At 42.4% G+C, this 19,216-nt stretch carries 18 protein-coding genes; 9 read left to right on the forward strand and 9 right to left on the reverse strand.

The features are described from left to right. Positions 1-145: 145 nt before the first annotated feature. From GQR46_RS03920 to GQR46_RS03955, 8 genes are all read right to left on the reverse strand, one after another. The gene (locus GQR46_RS03920; protein ID WP_007580251.1) at positions 146-802 is read right to left on the reverse strand and encodes a CoA transferase subunit B; all 657 of its coding nucleotides are present in this window, start codon (positions 800-802) and stop codon (positions 146-148) included. A gap of 14 nt (positions 803-816) precedes the next feature. Beyond that, the gene (locus GQR46_RS03925; protein WP_165727510.1) at positions 817-1,515 is read right to left on the reverse strand and encodes a CoA transferase subunit A; all 699 of its coding nucleotides are present in this window, start codon (positions 1,513-1,515) and stop codon (positions 817-819) included. Positions 1,516-1,589: 74 nt separating this feature from the next. Next, positions 1,590-2,486 carry a hydroxymethylglutaryl-CoA lyase gene (locus GQR46_RS03930; protein WP_165740026.1) on the reverse strand — a complete coding sequence of 299 codons (897 nt, stop codon included), beginning with the start codon at positions 2,484-2,486 and terminating at the stop codon, positions 1,590-1,592. Then, entirely contained in the window at positions 2,486-4,519 is a 2,034-nt protein-coding gene (locus GQR46_RS03935; protein ID WP_165740029.1) for an acetyl/propionyl/methylcrotonyl-CoA carboxylase subunit alpha, read from the reverse strand. Before GQR46_RS03935 ends, GQR46_RS03930 begins: the two co-directional genes overlap by 1 nt. An 8-nt stretch (positions 4,520-4,527) precedes the next feature. Continuing rightward, positions 4,528-5,298: an enoyl-CoA hydratase/isomerase family protein gene (locus GQR46_RS03940; protein ID WP_165740030.1), complete on the reverse strand. Its 771-nt coding sequence runs from the start codon at positions 5,296-5,298 to the stop codon at positions 4,528-4,530. Between the two features lie 12 nt (positions 5,299-5,310). Next, positions 5,311-6,918, reverse strand: coding sequence for a carboxyl transferase domain-containing protein (locus tag GQR46_RS03945; RefSeq protein ID WP_165740033.1), 1,608 nt, complete (start codon positions 6,916-6,918; stop codon positions 5,311-5,313). A 10-nt stretch (positions 6,919-6,928) separates the two neighbouring features. Beyond that, positions 6,929-8,104 carry an isovaleryl-CoA dehydrogenase gene (locus GQR46_RS03950; RefSeq protein ID WP_165727515.1) on the reverse strand — a complete coding sequence of 392 codons (1,176 nt, stop codon included), beginning with the start codon at positions 8,102-8,104 and terminating at the stop codon, positions 6,929-6,931. A gap of 46 nt (positions 8,105-8,150) precedes the next feature. Continuing rightward, a complete protein-coding gene (locus GQR46_RS03955; RefSeq protein ID WP_007580242.1) occupies positions 8,151-8,585 on the reverse strand; it encodes a MerR family DNA-binding transcriptional regulator in 435 nt (144 codons plus the stop codon). Between the two features lie 330 nt (positions 8,586-8,915). On the opposite strand from GQR46_RS03955, the gene GQR46_RS03960 reads away from it, so the two are divergent. The 7 genes from GQR46_RS03960 to GQR46_RS03990 all read left to right on the forward strand — a co-directional run bounded on the left by GQR46_RS03960 (position 8,916) and on the right by GQR46_RS03990 (position 16,684). Continuing rightward, on the forward strand, positions 8,916-10,097 hold the full coding sequence (locus tag GQR46_RS03960) for an acetyl-CoA C-acyltransferase (protein WP_165740035.1): 1,182 nt from the start codon (positions 8,916-8,918) through the stop codon (positions 10,095-10,097). 122 nt (positions 10,098-10,219) lie between these two features. Continuing rightward, entirely contained in the window at positions 10,220-11,710 is a 1,491-nt protein-coding gene (locus GQR46_RS03965) for a CoA-acylating methylmalonate-semialdehyde dehydrogenase (RefSeq protein ID WP_165740038.1), read from the forward strand. Between the two features lie 168 nt (positions 11,711-11,878). Further along, a complete protein-coding gene (locus GQR46_RS03970) occupies positions 11,879-13,036 on the forward strand; it encodes an acyl-CoA dehydrogenase family protein (protein WP_165727517.1) in 1,158 nt (385 codons plus the stop codon). Between the two features lie 10 nt (positions 13,037-13,046). Further along, positions 13,047-13,838: an enoyl-CoA hydratase gene (locus tag GQR46_RS03975; protein WP_165740040.1), complete on the forward strand. Its 792-nt coding sequence runs from the start codon at positions 13,047-13,049 to the stop codon at positions 13,836-13,838. Continuing rightward, positions 13,838-14,980: an enoyl-CoA hydratase/isomerase family protein gene (locus GQR46_RS03980; protein ID WP_165740042.1), complete on the forward strand. Its 1,143-nt coding sequence runs from the start codon at positions 13,838-13,840 to the stop codon at positions 14,978-14,980. The genes GQR46_RS03975 and GQR46_RS03980 overlap by 1 nt, the downstream gene beginning before the upstream one ends. 24 nt (positions 14,981-15,004) lie before the next feature. Next, positions 15,005-15,904: a 3-hydroxyisobutyrate dehydrogenase gene (mmsB, locus tag GQR46_RS03985; protein WP_165740044.1), complete on the forward strand. Its 900-nt coding sequence runs from the start codon at positions 15,005-15,007 to the stop codon at positions 15,902-15,904. 9 nt (positions 15,905-15,913) lie between these two features. Continuing rightward, positions 15,914-16,684 carry an SDR family oxidoreductase gene (locus GQR46_RS03990; protein WP_165740046.1) on the forward strand — a complete coding sequence of 257 codons (771 nt, stop codon included), beginning with the start codon at positions 15,914-15,916 and terminating at the stop codon, positions 16,682-16,684. 445 nt (positions 16,685-17,129) lie between these two features. Here GQR46_RS03990 and GQR46_RS03995 read toward each other — a convergent pair whose 3' ends face one another. Next, positions 17,130-18,059 (reverse strand): integron integrase, encoded by a 930-nt coding sequence (locus tag GQR46_RS03995; RefSeq protein WP_165740047.1) that lies wholly within the window; start codon positions 18,057-18,059, stop codon positions 17,130-17,132. A 318-nt stretch (positions 18,060-18,377) separates the two neighbouring features. On the opposite strand from GQR46_RS03995, the gene GQR46_RS04000 reads away from it, so the two are divergent. Both GQR46_RS04000 and GQR46_RS04005 read left to right on the forward strand, forming a co-directional pair. Further along, positions 18,378-18,602, forward strand: a complete 225-nt coding sequence (locus GQR46_RS04000) for a hypothetical protein (protein WP_165740049.1) — start codon at positions 18,378-18,380, stop codon at positions 18,600-18,602. A 136-nt stretch (positions 18,603-18,738) separates the two neighbouring features. Further along, a partial coding sequence (locus GQR46_RS04005) for a hypothetical protein (protein WP_165740051.1) occupies positions 18,739-19,216 on the forward strand: 478 nt, incomplete at its 3' end.

Genomic DNA, 19,216 nt, shown 5'->3' on the forward strand with positions numbered 1-19,216 from the left:
AATTTACTACAGATGTATGAATGACGGTAAAAATAATGGCAAAAGATAAAAAAAATCCCTCGTGAGAGGGATTTTGGGTAACTCAGCGCCATTGGCACTGGGAATGAGGTCGGTACAGGGGAAAGCGTTATTTTTAAGCTAAAGCCTAAAAAACCATTTCTGGTACTTCACCGTCAACAAGTAATTTACCTGCTGTTTTACTAATGATTTCATCAACAGTTACGCCCGGAGCGCGTTCTAATAAATGAAATGCGCCGTCTTTAACTTCTAGTACGGCTAAATCTGTCACTATTTTTTTAACGCAATTAACGCCAGTAAGCGGTAAAGAGCAGGCTTCTAATAGTTTAGAGTCACCATGCTTACTTGCATGGGTCATAGTAACAATAATGTTTTTCGCGCCAGCGACTAAATCCATCGCGCCACCCATGCCTTTAATCAGCTTTTTAGGGATCATCCACGATGCGATGTTGCCGTTCTGGTCAACTTCAAATGCACCCAGAACAGTTAAGTCTACATGACCACCCCGTATCATGGCAAAACTATCTGCACTATTAAATATGGCTGCACCTTTAGCTGCTGTCACGGTTTCTTTACCCGCGTTAATCATATCGGCATCTAGCTCTGCTTTAGTAGGGTACGGGCCCATGCCTAAAAGGCCATTTTCGGACTGTAACATAACTTCAATATCATCCGGTACATAGTTTGCGACGAGTGTCGGAATTCCTATACCCAAATTTACGTAATAGCCGTCTTGAAGTTCTTGTGCAACGCGCATTGCAACTTGTTCACGTGATAATGCCATAATTATGCTCCTGCTTAATCTCGTGTTGTTACACGTTCAATGCGTTTTTCAAAGTTGCCTTTAATAACGCGATTTACAAAAATACCCGGGGTATGAATTTGGCTTGGTTCAAGCTCACCCGGCTCTACAATTTCTTCTACTTCGGCAACGGTAATTTTACCCGCCGTTGCTGCCATTGGATTAAAGTTCATGGCGGTGTGTCTAAACACTAAATTACCGTAACGATCGGCTTTCCATGCTTTTACTATGGCAAATTCACCTGTTATAGACTCTTCTAAAATATACGGGCGACCATTAAATTCTTTTACGTCTTTGCCTTCTGCAACTGGAGTACCGTAACCGGTTGCTGTGTAAAATGCAGGTATACCTGCGCCACCAGCACGCATTTTTTCAGCCAAAGTACCTTGTGGCGTAAGTTCTACATCAATTTCGCCACTTAATAACTGCTGCTCGAATAGGGCGTTTTCGCCAACGTATGAGGCAATTACTTTTTTAATTTGTTTGTCTTGTAATAAAATACCTAAACCAAAGTCATCAACACCACAGTTATTAGATACCACGGTTAAGTTTTTTGTTTGCATCTGCTTAATTTGTTTAATTAAGCCCTCAGGAATACCACATAAACCAAAACCACCGGCAATAATGGTATCGCCGTCTTTTAATCCTTCCATTGCAGCTTCGTAACTAGAAACTACTTTATCAAAACCGGCCATGAGTCTCTCCTCATTGTGTGCTATTTGTTGTTAACTATCTTGTATTAGTAGTGAGTTATCATTTTATAAGATAGCTATTTAGTGTGTAGTGCCACAGATACTTTGCTCACAGGTTGCTTACCAAGTGCTTTGGTTATCTCCCAGCCAGCGTCACTTAACCTTTGTAAATCAATTCCGTGTTCAATGCCAAGCCCTTGCAGCAAGTAAACTACATCTTCGGTGGCAACATTTCCTGACGCACCCTTAGCATAAGGACAGCCACCAAGGCCTGCAACTGCTGCGTCAACCGTTGCTATACCTAGGCTTAAGGCTGCGTAAATATTTGTAAGCGCTTGGCCGTATGTATCATGAAAATGCACGGCAAGTTTGGTTTTATCAATGTGCGTTAAAAGTAACTCGATTAATTGCGTTACTTCTTTAGCGGTGCCAACACCTATGGTATCGCCAAGGCTTACTTCGTAACATCCTAAATCTATTAGCTTTTGCGATACACTTAGTACTGCTTGTGGGTCAATTTCACCCTCATAAGGGCAACCTAGCACACAGCTTACATAACCACGTACGCGGATATTATTCGCTTTAGCAAACGCCATTACTTCGCTAAAACGTTCAATACTTTGCTCTATTGAGCAGTTTATGTTTTTTTGACAAAACGACTCACTCGCAGCGGTAAATATAGCAAACTCTTTAATGCCAACAGCATGCGCTGCTTGTGCACCTTTTAAGTTAGGTGTAAGGGCACTTAAATTTACGTCAGGTAAATCTAGCGCTGATATTACATCAGCTGAGTCTGCCATTTGTGGCACCCATTTAGGGGAGACAAACGCGCCAGCTTCAATATTTTTTAAACCTGCAGCGCTTAGGGCGTTAATAAGCGCTACTTTATCGGCTGTGCTTACTGTTTTTTCGTTTTGTAAGCCGTCTCGCGCGCCAACTTCAACAATACGTACTTTACTTGGAAAGGCACCCATTATGCACCTTCCTCAGTCGTATCTTCGACTATCGCAAGCAGGGCACCATGCGTTACCAATTCACCTTCACCAAAACAGTAGCTTTTTAAAATACCGTCGTGAGGCGCGTTAAGCGTGTATTCCATTTTCATGGCTTCGATAATAACAACCGCATCACCTTTGGTTATTGTGCTACCAATTTCAATTAAGTGTTTTACTACCGTGCCATTGAGCGGGGCGGCAAGGGGCAGTGCTTCGTTTTCGTGCGAACTAATATAATGTTTATCAACTAGTTCAAGCTTAGTTTGCAGTGCTTTATTCATCACCGTCACACTATTAGCTACTGTACTATTGCTCACGGTACTATTGCCCACAGTATTATTACCTAACGTAGTTACGTGTGCGCTGTGTTTTTCGCCGTTAATAAATACAGTGCATAGGCCGTTATTTAATGTGCCTTGTAGGGTAAATACGTGCTCGTTATGCGTAATACTATAGCCCGCTGTGGTTTTTATAGCGCTTAGCTGTAAATCGGCAAAAGGAATTTTAATTGCTTGCGGCGCATTGAGTGTAAAACCGCTTAGTTGTTGCCAAGGGCTTACACTCTTTGATGCATTTTGTGTGTTAGTTAACGACTCTAAATACGCAAAAGCACCAATAAGTTGGCTTGCTTGCAACAGCTGCTCATCAACCGCTACTAACGAGTCACCTTGCTCTGCAATAAAGTGTGTACTTGGCGCACCTTGTTTAAACGTAGGGTGGCTTGCTAAGTTATGTAAAAAGCCAATGTTAGTGCTAAAACCCGCTAAATGAAATTGCTCAAGGGCGTGTTGTAAACGGCTCAAGGCTTGTTCGCGATTGTCGTCGTGCACAATAAGTTTTGCAATCATCGGATCGTAAAACGGGCTGATTTCGTCGCCTTGTGCAATGCCTGTATCAATGCGTACAAATTCACTGTTAAGGGGTGTATGTAACGCTTCAATAGTGCCCGAGCACGGAATGAAGTCGTTGGCTGGATCTTCTGCGTATATACGCGCTTCAAAACTATGACCCTGCAATTGAATATCACTTTGTGTTAGTGGCAATGTTTGCCCACCCGCAATATTAATTTGCCAGTTGACTAAATCTACACCGGTTACCATTTCGGTCACGGGGTGCTCTACCTGTAGGCGCGTATTCATTTCCATAAAGAAAAATTCATCGCCACACAGTAAAAACTCAACCGTACCTGCGCCTCTATAATTTATAGCCAGTGCACAGCGTACAGCTGCTTCGCCCATTTCTTTACGTAGCTCGTCAGATAAACCCGGAGCAGGGGCTTCTTCAATTACTTTTTGATGACGGCGTTGCAAAGAACAATCACGATCGCCTAAATAAACACAGTTACCGTGGTTATCTGCAAATACTTGTACTTCAACATGGCGAGGCTGGTTTACGTAGCGCTCAAGCAATACTAAATCGTTACCAAAACCGGCAATAGCTTCACGTTGCGCACCTTGTAGTGCACTCATAAAGTCTTTTGCTTTTTCAACTACGCGCATGCCTTTACCACCGCCACCAAAGGCGGCTTTAATAAGTACAGGGTAGCCAATTTTTTCAGCTTCAGTTTGTAAAAAAGCAGGATCTTGTTTATCGCCGTAATAACCTGGCACTAACGGCACATTGGCAGCGGCCATTATTTCTTTAGCACGGGTTTTAGACCCCATAGCTTCAATACTGCTTGCTGGTGGCCCTACAAAAGCAATATTGTTCGCTTCGCAGGCTTTAGCAAATTCGCTGTTTTCAGATAAAAAACCGTACCCCGGGTGAATACAATCAGCGCCGCAGTCTTTGGCTACTTGTAAAATTTTGTCTGCCACTAAATACGAGTCTTTACTTGGCGCAGCGCCAATATGGTAAGCCTCATCAGCCATTTTTACGTGCTGGGCATGTTTGTCTGCATCAGAATAAACCGCGACCGTGGTTAAGCCCATTTGTTTTGCGCTGCGCATTACGCGGCACGCAATTTCTCCACGATTGGCAATCAGTATTTTTTGTAATCGTTGTGTGTTCATAATTAATCCTACAGTTGCCAAGCGGGTGGGCGTTTATCAAAAAAAGCAGTAAGCCCTTCTTGACCTTCTTCAGATACGCGAATTTTTGCAATACGCTCAGCGGTAAGTTCAATGAGTTCATCGGTAATCGGCTTATTTGCTACATCGTTAATTAATGCTTTGGCGGCTTTTACTGCTATAGGTCCGTTATCAATCAGTGTTTGCAGCATGTTATCGAGTGCACAGTCTAAATTACCGGTTACTTGATGAATTAAACCCAGTTGTTTAGCAGTATGCGCATCAAACACTTCAGCCGTTAAAAAGTATCTGCGCGCAGCACGTTCACCAATGGCTTTAATTACATACGGGCTAATAACAGCCGGAATAAGACCCAGCTTTACTTCGCTTAAACAAAATTGCGCATCGTCTTTACTAAGGGCTATGTCGCAACAAGCTATTAAACCCAGTGCACCACCAAAAGCAGCCCCTTGCACGGCGCAAATTGTAGGGTGCGGCGAGCTTGCTAACACTTGCATTAATTTAGCTAATTGCATTGAGTCAGCTAAATTATCGGTGTAGTTGTTATCCGCCATCGATTTCATCCAGGCTAAATCGGCGCCGGCTGAAAAGTGTTTACCCTCTGTTTTTAAAACCAAAGCACGAATATCGAGCGTATTTGCATGTTCAATACACTGAATCAGCTCGTGTATTACTTCGCTATTAAATGCATTTCTTTTTTCTGGGCGGCTTAACACAAGTACAGCCACATTAGATTTTGTTATTTGTAGTGTTACTGACATTTTGCGCTCCGGTTACATTCTAAATACGCCAAATTTCGAATCACGTTTTGGTGCGTTATTCGCAGCCGTTAACGCAAGCCCTAATACATTACGCGTATCGGCAGGGTCTATAATGCCGTCATCCCACAAGCGTGCGCTTGCGTAATACGGATGACCTTGCTCTTCGTATTGATCAATAATTGGCTTTTTAAAGTCAGTGATTTCTTGCTCGCTCATGCTTTGGCCTTTACGTGCTAAACCATCTTGTTTAACTTGCGCCATTACACCGGCTGCTTGCTCGCCGCCCATTACCGAAATACGAGCATTAGGCCACATCCACATCATGGTAGGTTCAAATGCACGGCCACACATTCCGTAGTTACCTGCGCCGTAAGAGCCGCCAATAAGTACTGTAAATTTAGGCACATCAGCACACGAAACCGCCATCACCATTTTAGCGCCGTGCTTTGCAATGCCTTCGGCTTCGTATTTTTTACCCACCATAAAGCCAGTAATATTTTGTAAAAACACCAAAGGAATATTGCGCTGAGCACACAGCTGAATAAAGTGCGCGCCTTTTTGCGCCGACTCACTAAATAAAATACCGTTATTAGCCACTATGCCAACAGGGTTGCCATAAATGCTGGCAAAACCGGTGACGAGTGTCTCACCAAAGTAGCGTTTAAATTCATCAAATGATGAGTCGTCCACTGTGCGCGCTATTACTTCGCGTACATCAAATGGCTTTTTAAGGTCGGTGCCTACAATGCCGTAAAGCTCGTTAATATCGTAACGCGGTGGTTTTACATCCTCTAAAAGAGGGGCTGTAGGGCGTGTGTAATTAATTCGCTCAATACACTGGCGCGCAATAGAAAGCGCATGAGCATCATTCTCAGCAAAGTGGTCGGCAACACCCGACACTTTACAGTGCACATCGGCGCCGCCAAGTTCTTCGGCTGTTACTTCCTCGCCTGTTGCTGCTTTTACCAGCGGCGGGCCTGCTAAAAATATAGTGCCTTGATCTTTTACAATAATGCTTTCGTCTGCCATTGCAGGTACATATGCACCCCCTGCAGTACACAGCCCCATTACCACGGCTATTTGAGGAATACCTTTACCCGACATACGCGCTTGATTATAAAAAATACGACCAAAATGCAGCTTATCGGGAAATACATCGTCTTGCTCTGGCAGGTTTGCACCGCCCGAATCAACCAAATAAATACACGGTAAGTGGCAACGCTCTGCGATATCTTGTGCACGTAAATGCTTTTTAACAGTAAGCGGAAAGTACGTACCGCCTTTAACCGTGGCATCGTTTGCAATAATCATGCATTCAATGCCTTTAACACGGCCAATACCGGCTACAACACCGGCGCACGGTATTGCTTGTTCGTACACACCAAATGCCGCAAATTGTGAAATTTCTAAAAACGGTGAGCCTTCGTCAATTAACGTACTTATACGGTCGCGTACAAATAACTTACCACGGCCTTCGTGGCGCTCTTTTAATGCGGCGCCTCCGCCTTGGCTAATAGTGGCTACTTTACTGCGTAAATCATCCACCAGCGTCGACATGTTTTTATGGTTTTGCACAAACGTTGGATCGTGAGGATTAACGCTCGATTTTAAAATCGTCATGGTTTAATCCTTAACGGCTTTCAGTGAAAAGTTCGCGGCCAATAAGCATGCGGCGTATTTCTGATGTACCTGCACCAATTTCGTATAATTTGGCGTCACGCAGCAGGCGGCCTGTTGCGTATTCGTTTATGTAGCCATTGCCACCTAAAATTTGAATCGCATCTAGCGCCATTTTGGTTGCAAGCTCTGCGGCGTATAAAATTGCACCGGCGGCATCTTTACGGGTGGTTTCACCTCGGTCACAAGAGCGAGCTACCGTGTATACATATGAGCGCGCAGCATTCATTTGTGTATACATGTCGGCTACTTTGCCTTGAATTAACTGAAACTGCCCAATAGGGGTGTCAAACTGTTTACGCTCATGAATGTACGGTACTACTATATCCATACACGCTTGCATTATGCCAAGCGGGCCTGCTGCAAGTACTACGCGTTCGTAATCAAGGCCACTCATAAGTACTTTAACGCCTTCGTTTAAGTTACCTAGAATGTTCTCCTCGGGTACTTCGCAGTTTTCAAATACCAGCTCACAGGTGTTTGAGCCACGCATGCCTAGTTTGTCTAGCTTTTGCGCCGTAGAAAAACCCGGAAAGTCACTCTCTACAATAAACGCGGTAATGCCTTTAGCACCAGCATCTAAATCTGTTTTAGCGTAAATAACTAATGTATGTGCGTCTGGGCCATTAGTGATCCACATTTTGTTACCGTTTAAAATGTACTTATCGCCTTTTTTCTCAGCTTTAAGTTTCATTGATACAACGTCAGAGCCTGCATTAGGCTCACTCATTGCAAGGGCACCAATGTGCTCACCACTAATAAGCTTAGGTAAGTATTTTTCTTTTTGAGCTTGTGTGCCATTACGGTTAATTTGATTAACACACAGGTTTGAATGCGCGCCATAGCTTAGGCCAATAGAGGCACTGGCACGGCTAATTTCTTCCATAGCAATAACATGTTCTAAGTAACCTAACCCCGCGCCACCTAACTCTTCAGATACGGTCATACCCAGTACGCCCATTTCGCCCATTTGTGCCCAAAGTTGATTTGGAAAAGCGTTATCTAAGTCAGTTTTTTCAGCAAGCGGGGCAATTTCCTGACTCGCAAAACTGTTTACGTGGTCGCGGATCATATCGGCGGTTTCGCCTAGGCCAAAGTTCATTTCTTTATATAGTGAAATAGTGCTCATGATTCATTCCTGTGTGTCGTCAGTGTGTTGTTATTCTTAAAATAGGCTACTCGTCTATTTTGTTAAGTGTGTCTCTGCAGCGGCGTTCGGCCGTCACTAATTCCATAAGAACAACTTTAATGTCGTCCATTTGTTGAGATAGGTCAGACTTTTTATCAGCTATTAAATCAAGCATGGTAACCAGCTGCTTAGCGCTCGACTTATCAGCGTCGTACAGTTCAAACAAACGGCCGGTTTCGGCAAGCGTAAAGCCCAATCGTTTACCACGTAATATTAGTTTTAAGCGAACTTTGTCGCGTTTTGAATAAATACGTGTTTGACCATTACGCTCTGGGGTTATTAACCCTTGATCTTCGTAAAAGCGAATAGAGCGGGTTGTAATGTCAAATTCTTTAGCGAGTTCGCTAATGCTAAATGTTTGTTCATTACTGGCCGGCATTTTGGCTGAGCTTGCAAAGTTTGTTTGATTATCTGGTTTCATAATTGTATTTACCTCATTCGAATAACTCCAATATAAGTGAAGTTTACGTAAAGGTAAAGCTTGGTGTGTTTTGAAACTATTTATAAAGGAGTGTTGGCGCGAAGAGTTGACTTATTTTATTAATTTTCAGTAGGTTAATTTTATTTCCTCAGTGTGGCCTAACAGCTGGAAAATAATGCTTACACTTATAAAACTAAAAATTAAGCTGTTTTTAGTTGACGTTGGCGTAAACGTTAGTATTGTGTGTAGGTATTAAATAATAAATGAATACTAAATTAATAGAGCAAATATACTAACAATTATTTGCATTAAATTACAACGGAGTTAGTTATGACTTTAGAATCAGTGGTAATTGTAGCAGCAAAACGCACCCCAATGGGTGGTTTTATGGGAGCGTTAAGTGATGCGCAGTCTACCGAGCTTGGCGCTACCGCCATTGCCAGTGCACTTGCACAAACTGGTTTAGCTAATGATGCAATAGACGAAGTAATTATGGGTTGTGTATTACCAGCAGGCCTTGGGCAAGCGCCCGCACGTCAAGCCATGTTAAAAGCAGGGCTTGCACTTAGCACCGGTGCTACAACAATCAACAAAGTATGTGGCTCTGGTTTAAAAGCTGCCATGCTTGCAAACGATTTAATTAAAGCCGGCTCTATTCAATCTGCTATTGCTGGTGGCATGGAAAGCATGACAAACGCACCGTACTTTATTCCAAAAGCGCGTGGCGGAATGCGTATGGGGCATGGCGAAATAAAAGATCACATGATGAGCGATGGCCTTGAAGACGCTTACGACAACAAAGCAATGGGCTGTTTTGCACAAGACACCGCCGACGAATACGGCATTGGCCGTGAGCAAATGGATGCGTTTGCACTGGGCTCATTGAGTAAAGCCAAAGCCGCAATACAAAATGGTAGCTTTGATAACGAAGTTGCCCCGCACACTATGCAAACACGCAAAGGCGATGTAACAGTCTCGATAGACGAGCAACCAGGTAACGCCCGCCCTGAAAAAATCCCTACCTTACGTGCAGCGTTTAAAAAAGACGGCACTATTACAGCGGCTAATTCATCGTCAATTTCAGACGGTGGCGCAGCGCTTATATTAATGAGCGAATCAAAAGCAAAAGAGCAGGGCTTAACACCGCTTTGTAAAATTGTAGCCCACAGCACACATTCTCAAAAACCAAGTGAATTTACAGTTGCGCCCGTAGGCGCAATGAACAGCGTGCTTGAAAAAGCAGGTTGGACAACCGCCGATGTTGACCTTTGGGAAATTAACGAAGCATTTGCCATGGTAACCATGCTGGCTATTAACGAGTTAAAACTAGATGAAAGCAAAGTAAACGTAAATGGCGGCGCATGTGCACTTGGTCACCCAATTGGTGCAAGCGGCGCGCGTATTTTAGTCACGCTTATTCATGCCCTTAAAAATCGAGGCCTTAAAAAAGGTATCGCGTCTTTATGTATTGGCGGCGGTGAAGCGGTTGCGATGGCCGTAGAAGCTTACTAATTAGCTATTAAGTAGTAAGAAAACTATACGAATAACTATAAAAGCGCTGCACTAATAAAACCAACAAAGCGGCGCTACCTATTTTAAAAGAGAACACACAACTCACACACTAGGATTTAATCATGCACCAAGTACCACTACTTATTAATGGCGAATTTATTCAATCGGCATCAAAAGAGCTTATCGATGTTATAAACCCAGCAACTCAAGAAGTGCTTGCACAAGTGCCATGTACCACCGAGTCAGAAATGGACGCGGCAATTGCCTCAGCCTCTGAGACGTTTAAAACATGGAAAGACGTACCCATTACAGAACGTGCTCGCATTATGATGAAATACGCGGCGCTATTAAAAGAACATCACGATGAGCTTGCTACTATTATTTGCCACGAATTGGGTAAAACATTTGAAGATGCAAAAGGCGATGTTTGGCGTGGTATTGAAGTAGTAGAACAAGCAGCTAATGCGCCATCATTAATGATGGGTGAAACAATGGAAAACGTAGCGCGTAAAATCGATACGTATTCTTACATGCAGCCACTTGGCGTATGTGCGGGCGTTACTCCGTTTAACTTCCCTGCAATGATCCCACTTTGGATGTTCCCGCTGGCTATTGTGTGCGGTAACACCTTTATTTTAAAACCGTCTGAGCAAGATCCTCTTACACCAATGCGCTTAGCCGAGCTATTTATTGAAGCCGGCGCACCAAAAGGCGTATTACAAGTTGTACACGGTACAAAACCACAAGTAGACCGTCTACTAGAAGATAAAGCAGTACGCGCTATTTCGTTTGTTGGTTCGTGTGGTGTAGGTGCTTATATTTATTCTAAAGGCACGCAAAACCTTAAACGCGTTCAAGCGTGTGTTGGTGCTAAAAACCACATGGTTATTATGCCAGATGCAAGTAAATCGCACGTTGTAAATAACCTAGTAGGCGCATCAGTAGGTGCTGCTGGCCAGCGTTGTATGGGTATTTCGGTTGCTGTATTTGTAGGCCAAGCGAGCGAATGGGTAGATGAAATTAAAGCAGGCTTTGAAAATGTACGCCCAGGTGTGTGGGATGATGCAAAAGCAGCATACGGGCCACAAACATCAAAAGCAGCAAAGTCGCGTATTTTATCGCTTATTGCCGGTGGTAAAGAACAAGGCGCTACCTGTTTAATTGATGGTTCTGACTTTACAGTTGAAGGTTTTGAGCAAGGTAACTGGGTTGGCCCAACGTTATTTACCGATGTAACCAAAGAGATGGATTTATACAAAGAAGAAATATTTGGCCCCGTACTGGCGTGTATGTTTGTAGACACGCTTGATGAAGCAATCGCACTTATTAACGACAGTCCTTACGGTAACGGCACCTCGTTATTTACCTCAAGCGGCGCAGTGGCTCGTAAATTCCAACACGAAATTGAAGTAGGGCAAGTAGGTATTAATGTACCAATTCCGGTGCCACTTCCGTTCTTTTCGTTCACTGGTTGGAAAGGCTCGTTTTACGGCGATACGCACACGTACGGTAAGCAAGGTATTCGTTTTTACACAGAAACTAAAACGATTACCTCACGTTGGTTTGAAGACGACATTGCGTCTGGTCCAAACATGAGCATTAACTTAAAGTAATCATGATTAAAACGAATAACTAAATAACTAATAATAAAAAAGATGGGCGCGAAGGCTACTTCACACACAACACACATAAGTCTTCGCCGCTCATCACTAACTATTCCTGTAATGGGAAAACGACACACAACAACAAACACACAACTAACACAACTAAAGAGGTCTAACATGGACTTTAACTTATCTGAAGATCAACAAGCTTTTGCGCAAACAGCACGCCAATTTGCCGAGTCAGAACTCGCACCCTATGCAGCAAAATGGGACCGCGAACATATTTTTCCTAAAGACACGATTAAAGCAGCGGGCGAACTTGGATTTTGTGGTTTATACACGCCAGAGGAAGCCGGCGGCCTTGGTTTATCGCGTTTAGATTCGAGTATTATTTTTGAACAGCTTGCTATGGGCTGTACAGCAACCACGGCCATGTTGACCATTCATAATATGGCAACGTGGATGGTAGCAAGTTTTGGTACCGATGCAGTTAAAGACCAATACGTAGAGCAATTAGTAATGGGCGAGCTACTTGCTTCTTATTGTTTAACAGAGCCTGGGTCGGGTTCAGATGCCGCATCACTTAAAACAAAAGCTGTGCTTGAGGGCGATGAGTACGTTATTAACGGCTCAAAAATGTTTATATCGGGCGCTGGCGAAACCGAAGTATTAGTTGTAATGGCACGTACAGGCGGCGAAGGCGCAGCGGGTATTTCGGCATTTGTAGTCCCGGCCGACGCAAAAGGCGTGGAATACGGCAAAGCTGAGGAAAAAATGGGTTGGAACGCACAACCTACACGCCTAATTAGCTTTGAAGATGTACGCATTCCTGCACACAACTTATTAGGGGCTGAGGGCGAAGGCTTTAAATTTGCGATGCAAGGCCTTGATGGCGGCCGAATTAACATTGCCACATGTTCAATTGGTACAGCGCAGGCAGCACTCAATACCGCCCGCGAATATTTAAAAGAACGCACCCAATTTGGTAAACCACTCGCTGCGTTTCAAGCGCTGCAATTTAAAATTGCCGATATGAACACCGAGCTTGTAGCTGCGCGCCAAATGGTAAGGCTTGCTGCATTTAAATTAGATAATAATGATGTTGAAAAAACCACTTACTGCGCCATGGCTAAACGCTTTGCTACCGATGTGGGCTTTACCGTGTGTAACGACGCACTGCAAATTCATGGTGGTTACGGTTACATAAAAGAATACCCGCTAGAGCGCCATGTACGCGATGTGCGTGTTCATCAAATTTTAGAAGGCACTAACGAAATCATGCGCGTAATTATTGCGCGCCGTATTTTAGCAGAGTCAGCAAGCGACGTTTTATAAGGAGCAATCTATGTCAGAATCTAAATCTAATCCAAGTATTGAACTTACAACCGAAGGTCATGTTGCTATTTTAACGATGTCTAACCCGCCAGCAAACACCTGGACAAAAGACACCTTAGTTGATTTAAAAAATACCGTTAACGAGCTTAATAATAATAAAAATATTTATGCCTTAGTACTGACTGGCGAAGGCGAGAAGTTTTTTAGCGCCGGTGCCGACCTAAACGTATTTGCAGGTGGCGATAAAGGCGTTGCCGCCGATATGTCGCGTGTATTTGGTGAAGCATTTGAAGCACTGACTAATTTTAGAGGTGTGTCGGTCGCTGCCATTAACGGTTATGCAATGGGCGGTGGCTTAGAGGTTGCCCTTGCGTGCGATATACGTATTGCTGAAGAGCAAGCACAAATGGCGCTTCCTGAAGCTAAAGTAGGGTTATTACCGTGTGCGGGTGGTACACAAAATTTAGCATGGCTTGTAGGTGAAGGCTGGGCAAAACGCATGATTTTATGCGGCGAGCGCTTAAAAGCTGATAAAGCCCTGCAAATTGGCTTAGTAGAAGAAGTAGTTCCACAAGGTGAAAGCTTTGCTGCGGCATTAAAGCTAGCTAACCAAGTGGCCGATCAAAGTCCAAGCTCAGTAGCAGCGTGTAAAATATTGATTCAAAAAGGGCGTCATCAACCAATGGCAAGCATATTACCCCTTGAACGTGAGTTATTTGTTGGTTTGTTTGATACCGAAGATCAACAAGAGGGCGTAAATGCCTTTTTAGAAAAACGCCGTGCTAACTGGGTAAACGGCTAATGAGTGCTTTAACAGTATTAAATAGCGCCGTAGAGCCCGTGGTATTTGAAACCGCAACCGCAGAAAATGGCAGTTTAATAGGGCTTATTACACTCAATGCGCCAAAAGCGTTAAATGCGCTTAATTTTGAGATGATCAAATTACTTGAGCCGCAGCTGCGAACTTGGCAAGACGATGATGCTATTGCAATGGTGTTGTTAAAAGGCGCAGGCGATAAAGCATTTTGTGCTGGTGGCGATGTTGTTAGCCTTCATCATGCAATGGCGCAAGGTAAACCAACAAGCCTAGTTGAAGAGTTTTTTACGCTTGAGTACAAACTTGATTATCTTATTCATACCTTTGATAAACCAATCCTTGTTTGGGGTAACGGCATAGTAATGGGCGGCGGTTTAGGGTTAATGGCCGGTGCTAGCCACCGCGTCGTAACTGAAACATCACGCATTGCCATGCCAGAGCAAACCATAGGTTTATACCCAGATGTAGGCGGCAGTTACTTTTTACATAAAATGCCACAAAGTGTCGGGTTATTTTTAGGGTTAACGTCGGCTTCTATAAACTGCGACGACGCACGTTTTGTATCGCTTGCCGATCACTTTATCGATAGCAACAAATATGATGCCATGCTTGCGCAAATTTTAACTGCCAAGTGGGGAAAAACGGCAAGCCTAAATCATGACAGGTTAACCGATTTACTCACCGATTTAGATAACCAGTCGGCGCGTATGCCTAAAGGCAACGTAAAAGCTAACCTAAAAACGATTCAAAAACTGGGTGAGTTTACAACCTTGCAGGAGCAGGTTGATTACATTTTAGGGCTAACCACTGACGATAAATGGCTACAGCGCGCTCAAAAATCACTTAAGCATGGCTGCCCACTCAGTTGTGCACTTGTAAGTGAACAATTAAAAACAAGCCAAGGCAAAAGCTTACTAGCGTGTTTTAAAATGGAGCTGGGTATGTCGGTTCGCGCTGGCGAAGTAGGTGAATTTCAAGAAGGCGTAAGAGCGCTACTAATAGATAAAGACGGCGCGCCAAATTGGCAATACAAAACACTTAGTGATGTACCACAAACAATAATAGATAGTTTTTTTGCTAATCGCTTTGGCGAAAACCACCCGCTCAATGAGCTTGCTGTTAAATAAAATTGGTATCTAAAAGGAACAACTATGAGTAAATTAAACATAGGTTTTATTGGTTTAGGTAATATGGGCGGCCCAATGGCGGCTAACTTAATTAAAGCTGGACATACTGTGAGTGTGTTCGATTTAAACCAATCGGTCGTAAATGAGCTTGCAAGCAAAGGCGCAAAAGCAGCAGTTGATGCAAAGCAGTGCGCAACCAATGCTGACGTACTTATTAGTATGTTACCTGCGGGCAAACATGTTAAGTCGCTTTATTTAGGTAATAACGACGACAGCGGCTTAATTAAAGTGCTAAGCAATAATACATTAGTAATTGATTGCTCAACAATAGATGCAGAATCAGCCCGTGTTGTAGGCAGTGCACTTGGCAAACAAGGCATAAGCTTTGTAGATGCACCAGTATCGGGCGGCGTTGCAGGCGCAACCGCAGGCACACTTACCTTTATTGTAGGCGGCGAAAAAGCAGCGTTTGATAAAGCAAATACAGTGCTTAGTGATATGGGTAAAAACATATTTCATGCAGGCGATATTGGCGCAGGGCAAGTAGCAAAAATATGTAATAACATGCTACTTAGCATTTTAATGGCAGGCACCAGCGAAGCACTGCAAATGGGTATTAACAACGGCCTCGATCCTAAAGTACTTAGCGACATTATGACCGCAAGTTCGGGCCGTAACTGGACGCTCGAACTTTACAACCCATGCCCAGGTGTAATGGATACCGCACCTGCAAGTAACGATTACAAACCAGGCTTTATGGTTGATTTAATGGCTAAAGATTTAGGGCTTGCCATGGAAGCCGCGCAGCAAAGTAATTCATCAACCCCTATGGGTTCAATGGCTAAAAATTTATACACTATGCTACAGCACCAAGGTGCGGGTAGTGATGACTTTAGTGCCATTTTTAAACTGTTTTCTAAGTAGGAGCAACGCGTGGAAATTAAAAATAACACGGTAGTAATAACCGGTGGCGCACAAGGTTTAGGCTTTGCAATGGCGCAAAAATTTGCACTTATGGGTGCTAACATTGCTTTAATAGATATGGCACAAGACTTATTAAACAACGCATGCGAGCAGTTAACGCAACTTGAAGGTGTCACAGGCAACATTAAAGGTTATGCCGCAAACGTAACCGCTGAGAGCGAAGTAGAAAACGTATTCAATACCATTAACAGCGATTTTGGCCACATTGGCGTGCTTATAAACAACGCCGGTATTTTACGCGACGGCATGTTTATAAAAGCTAAAGACGGCAAAGTCGTTAAAAAAATGTCCCTTGAGCAATTTCAATCAGTGATTGATGTAAACCTGACAGGTGTGTTTTTAGCCGGGCGCGAAGCGGCAAGCCACATGATTGAATCAGGCAAAGGCGGCGTTATAGTTAATATGTCGAGCGTAGCGCGCGCAGGTAACATAGGCCAAACAAATTACGCGGCATCAAAAGCAGGCGTAGTGGCACTTACAACCACATGGGCTAAAGAACTTGGCCGCTTTGGTATACGCGTAGGCGCTATTGCACCAGGTGTAATAAGCACCGCCATGACCGACGCCATGAAGCCCGAAGCCAAACAACGTATGCTTGCAGTAACGCCAGTCGGGCGCTTGGGTGAAAGCGACGAAATTGCCCATACCGCACAATACATAATCGAAAACGACTTTTTTACCGGCCGCGTGGTAGAAATAGACGGCGGGATTCGTTTGTAAACCGAACTGGATTAAGGTTGATGCAAAAAGCATGGCTGTTGTAGGCTGTGCTTTTTTGTTTTAAATAGGGAAGTTTATAATCTTGAAAAAGGGCTGATAACGGCGTTGGCATTTTGCAGTAAAACATGAGTAGGATACCCGTTGAATTAAAACGTAGAACATTCTAGCGTTCTAATTAACTGCGTTAAAAACTTCTCATATAGACAAACAATATAACTAAATTTTTGCCTTGTTACTGAGATATTTATAATCTTGAAAAAGGGCTAATAACACCATTGGCATCTTGCTGTAGTACATGGGTAGGATACCCGCTGAATTAAAACGTTGAGCATTCTAGCGTTCTAAATAACTCATTAACTGCGTTAAAAACTTCTCATATAGATAAACTATATTACCAAGTTTTTGCCTTGTTACTGAGCTATTTATCTGTCGCTATAATTGCTCACTAATTCAATACAACGGGTATTATTTGTGTAGTACGCACGTCACTGTGCCCAAGTTGTGTTTGTACTGTGCGTATATCAGCGCCGCTTTGTAATAAATGCGTAGCGAAAGAGTGGCGCAAAGTATGTGGGGTAACGTGTTTATTAATTTCAGCTTTTGTTGAAGACAGTTTAACTGCCTTTCTTACCCCAGAATGATCTAAGTGGTGACGTCTTATTTCTCCTGTTTCAGGGTCCGTACTTAATTTATGTGATGGGAACAAAAACTGCCATTGTAAAGACTTATTAGCGCTTGAGTATTTTTTACTAAGTCGATGAGGCATCCATACACCGGCGTACGCATCATTTTTTAAATCTAACTGTAAATATTCATCAACTTGAATTATTTGATTTCTTAGCATTGGTATTAATTCTTCAGCAAGTGTCACAATACGATTTTTATTACCCTTACCGTTCCAAATGCGTATGTTTTTATAGTCGAAGTCAATATCTTGAACTCTTATTTTTACTGCTTCCATCAGCCGTAAACCACTTCCATATAGCAGGCTTGCTATCAAATAATGTCGTTTATTTATATTTCTAAAAAATAGCGATACCTCAGTCTGTGTAAGTACGACAGGAAGTTTCTGTTGGCGGTTACTTTTAACGAAATTTAAATCTAATGAAAGCTCATTCTTAATAATATGTTTATATAAAAAAGCAAGTGCATTTAAAGCGGTTGCTTGTGTTCTCGCTGCCACTTTTTTAGTGACTGTTAAGTGATTTAAAAATATTTCTACTTCATTATTGCCCATACTGGTAGGGTGCCGCTTATTATGAAAATGGATATAGGCAGTAATCCAAAATACATAAGTTTCGATAGATTTTTTAGCATAGTGATGGCTATACATATAGTTGATAATACTATTAAGAAAAGGGGATTTAGTTTTCATTTTAAATCTCAATTAACTGTATTTATATACAGTATTGACGTTTTTCCTCCTAAGTCAAGAAATGAGGACATTTTCCTCTTTTCTGCATTTTAATAAAAGAACAGCCTGACTTAAAGTTTAAAGCTGGCAATGTGTTACAGTATTTGTTATTAATATTAAAAATAATTAAGAGGACATACATTGCTCATAAAAAGAGGAAAGTGTCCTCTGATAAAGCTGTTATATGCAATGGAACTTATGCGCAACATTTTGATTTTTAGTTTTCTTATCAGTTTTAATTCATTCGCTTTTGAGCTTGTTAAGTGCAATGAGTCAGAAATGGATTTCATCTTAAATAAACTGAATACCAGCAAACTAATTAAAGATAACGAATCAAATGCACAGCTAACCTCAAAAGATCACACTATGTGTAACCTTAACAATCCAATTATTCTGGACGGTTTAGCGTATTCGTTATATAAAAATAGAAACAATGATTTACATTACATCACTGTTTACAATGGTTTAGATGGCTCATCAAAAACATATGGGCCATTTTCGTGATAAATTGCATATAACAAGTTGCTCAAACGGACGCATAACAGTTGGCTGCGCTTCGTTCCTCGCACATTTTAGCCAACTATTCTGCGCCGCTTAGCAAGGCGTTAGGTGCAATCTAGAACATTAACCGAGGGTACGTATGGAAACATCAAATTATATACACGAGCAAATAAAATATGCACTTGATTATCGTTTATTACGGCATCCAGTAATTTGGATCGCTGGAGCATTATTCTTTTTATCAATTATATTCTTTGCTCTTGGCACAATTAAATTCCAATCATTAGCAATAGATATAGATAAACAAGGAAAAGAAGCGTTAGAACGATCTATTTCACACATAAAGTTAGTTTCAGATGATGCAAAGAGTAGTATTAATAAAGCCAAGCAAACATCACTCCGAAATATAAGTATTGCTGAAAATACAGAAGTGGAAAGTCTAAAAGCCAAAGCACTTCCAATAATAAGTAACGGATTAAAATTAATTAAGTCCGAGTCAGAAAAAGCAATTGTTCTTATTCAGTCTGAAGGTGAAATAGCTATTTCTAACCGTATCGAAGAGTTACAAACTGAAATAGGTAAACTTGAATCAAGTTTAGAAAATGCAAATCAAAAAA

The organism is Pseudoalteromonas sp. Z1A6, from assembly GCF_011378745.1.
Taxonomy (GTDB): domain Bacteria; phylum Pseudomonadota; class Gammaproteobacteria; order Enterobacterales; family Alteromonadaceae; genus Pseudoalteromonas; species Pseudoalteromonas arctica.

Coding starts and splice junctions, on each gene's coding strand:
- GQR46_RS03920 (WP_007580251.1), bottom strand. CDS start 802: ATGGCATTATCACGTGAACAAGTTGCAATGCGCGTTGCACAAGAACTT.
- GQR46_RS03925 (WP_165727510.1), bottom strand. CDS start 1,515: ATGGCCGGTTTTGATAAAGTAGTTTCTAGTTACGAAGCTGCAATGGAA.
- GQR46_RS03930 (WP_165740026.1), bottom strand. CDS start 2,486: ATGGGTGCCTTTCCAAGTAAAGTACGTATTGTTGAAGTTGGCGCGCGA.
- GQR46_RS03935 (WP_165740029.1), bottom strand. CDS start 4,519: ATGAACACACAACGATTACAAAAAATACTGATTGCCAATCGTGGAGAA.
- GQR46_RS03940 (WP_165740030.1), bottom strand. CDS start 5,298: ATGTCAGTAACACTACAAATAACAAAATCTAATGTGGCTGTACTTGTG.
- GQR46_RS03945 (WP_165740033.1), bottom strand. CDS start 6,918: ATGACGATTTTAAAATCGAGCGTTAATCCTCACGATCCAACGTTTGTG.
- GQR46_RS03950 (WP_165727515.1), bottom strand. CDS start 8,104: ATGAGCACTATTTCACTATATAAAGAAATGAACTTTGGCCTAGGCGAA.
- GQR46_RS03955 (WP_007580242.1), bottom strand. CDS start 8,585: ATGAAACCAGATAATCAAACAAACTTTGCAAGCTCAGCCAAAATGCCG.
- GQR46_RS03960 (WP_165740035.1), top strand. CDS start 8,916: ATGACTTTAGAATCAGTGGTAATTGTAGCAGCAAAACGCACCCCAATG.
- GQR46_RS03965 (WP_165740038.1), top strand. CDS start 10,220: ATGCACCAAGTACCACTACTTATTAATGGCGAATTTATTCAATCGGCA.
- GQR46_RS03970 (WP_165727517.1), top strand. CDS start 11,879: ATGGACTTTAACTTATCTGAAGATCAACAAGCTTTTGCGCAAACAGCA.
- GQR46_RS03975 (WP_165740040.1), top strand. CDS start 13,047: ATGTCAGAATCTAAATCTAATCCAAGTATTGAACTTACAACCGAAGGT.
- GQR46_RS03980 (WP_165740042.1), top strand. CDS start 13,838: ATGAGTGCTTTAACAGTATTAAATAGCGCCGTAGAGCCCGTGGTATTT.
- mmsB (WP_165740044.1), top strand. CDS start 15,005: ATGAGTAAATTAAACATAGGTTTTATTGGTTTAGGTAATATGGGCGGC.
- GQR46_RS03995 (WP_165740047.1), bottom strand. CDS start 18,059: ATGAAAACTAAATCCCCTTTTCTTAATAGTATTATCAACTATATGTAT.
- GQR46_RS04000 (WP_165740049.1), top strand. CDS start 18,378: ATGGATTTCATCTTAAATAAACTGAATACCAGCAAACTAATTAAAGAT.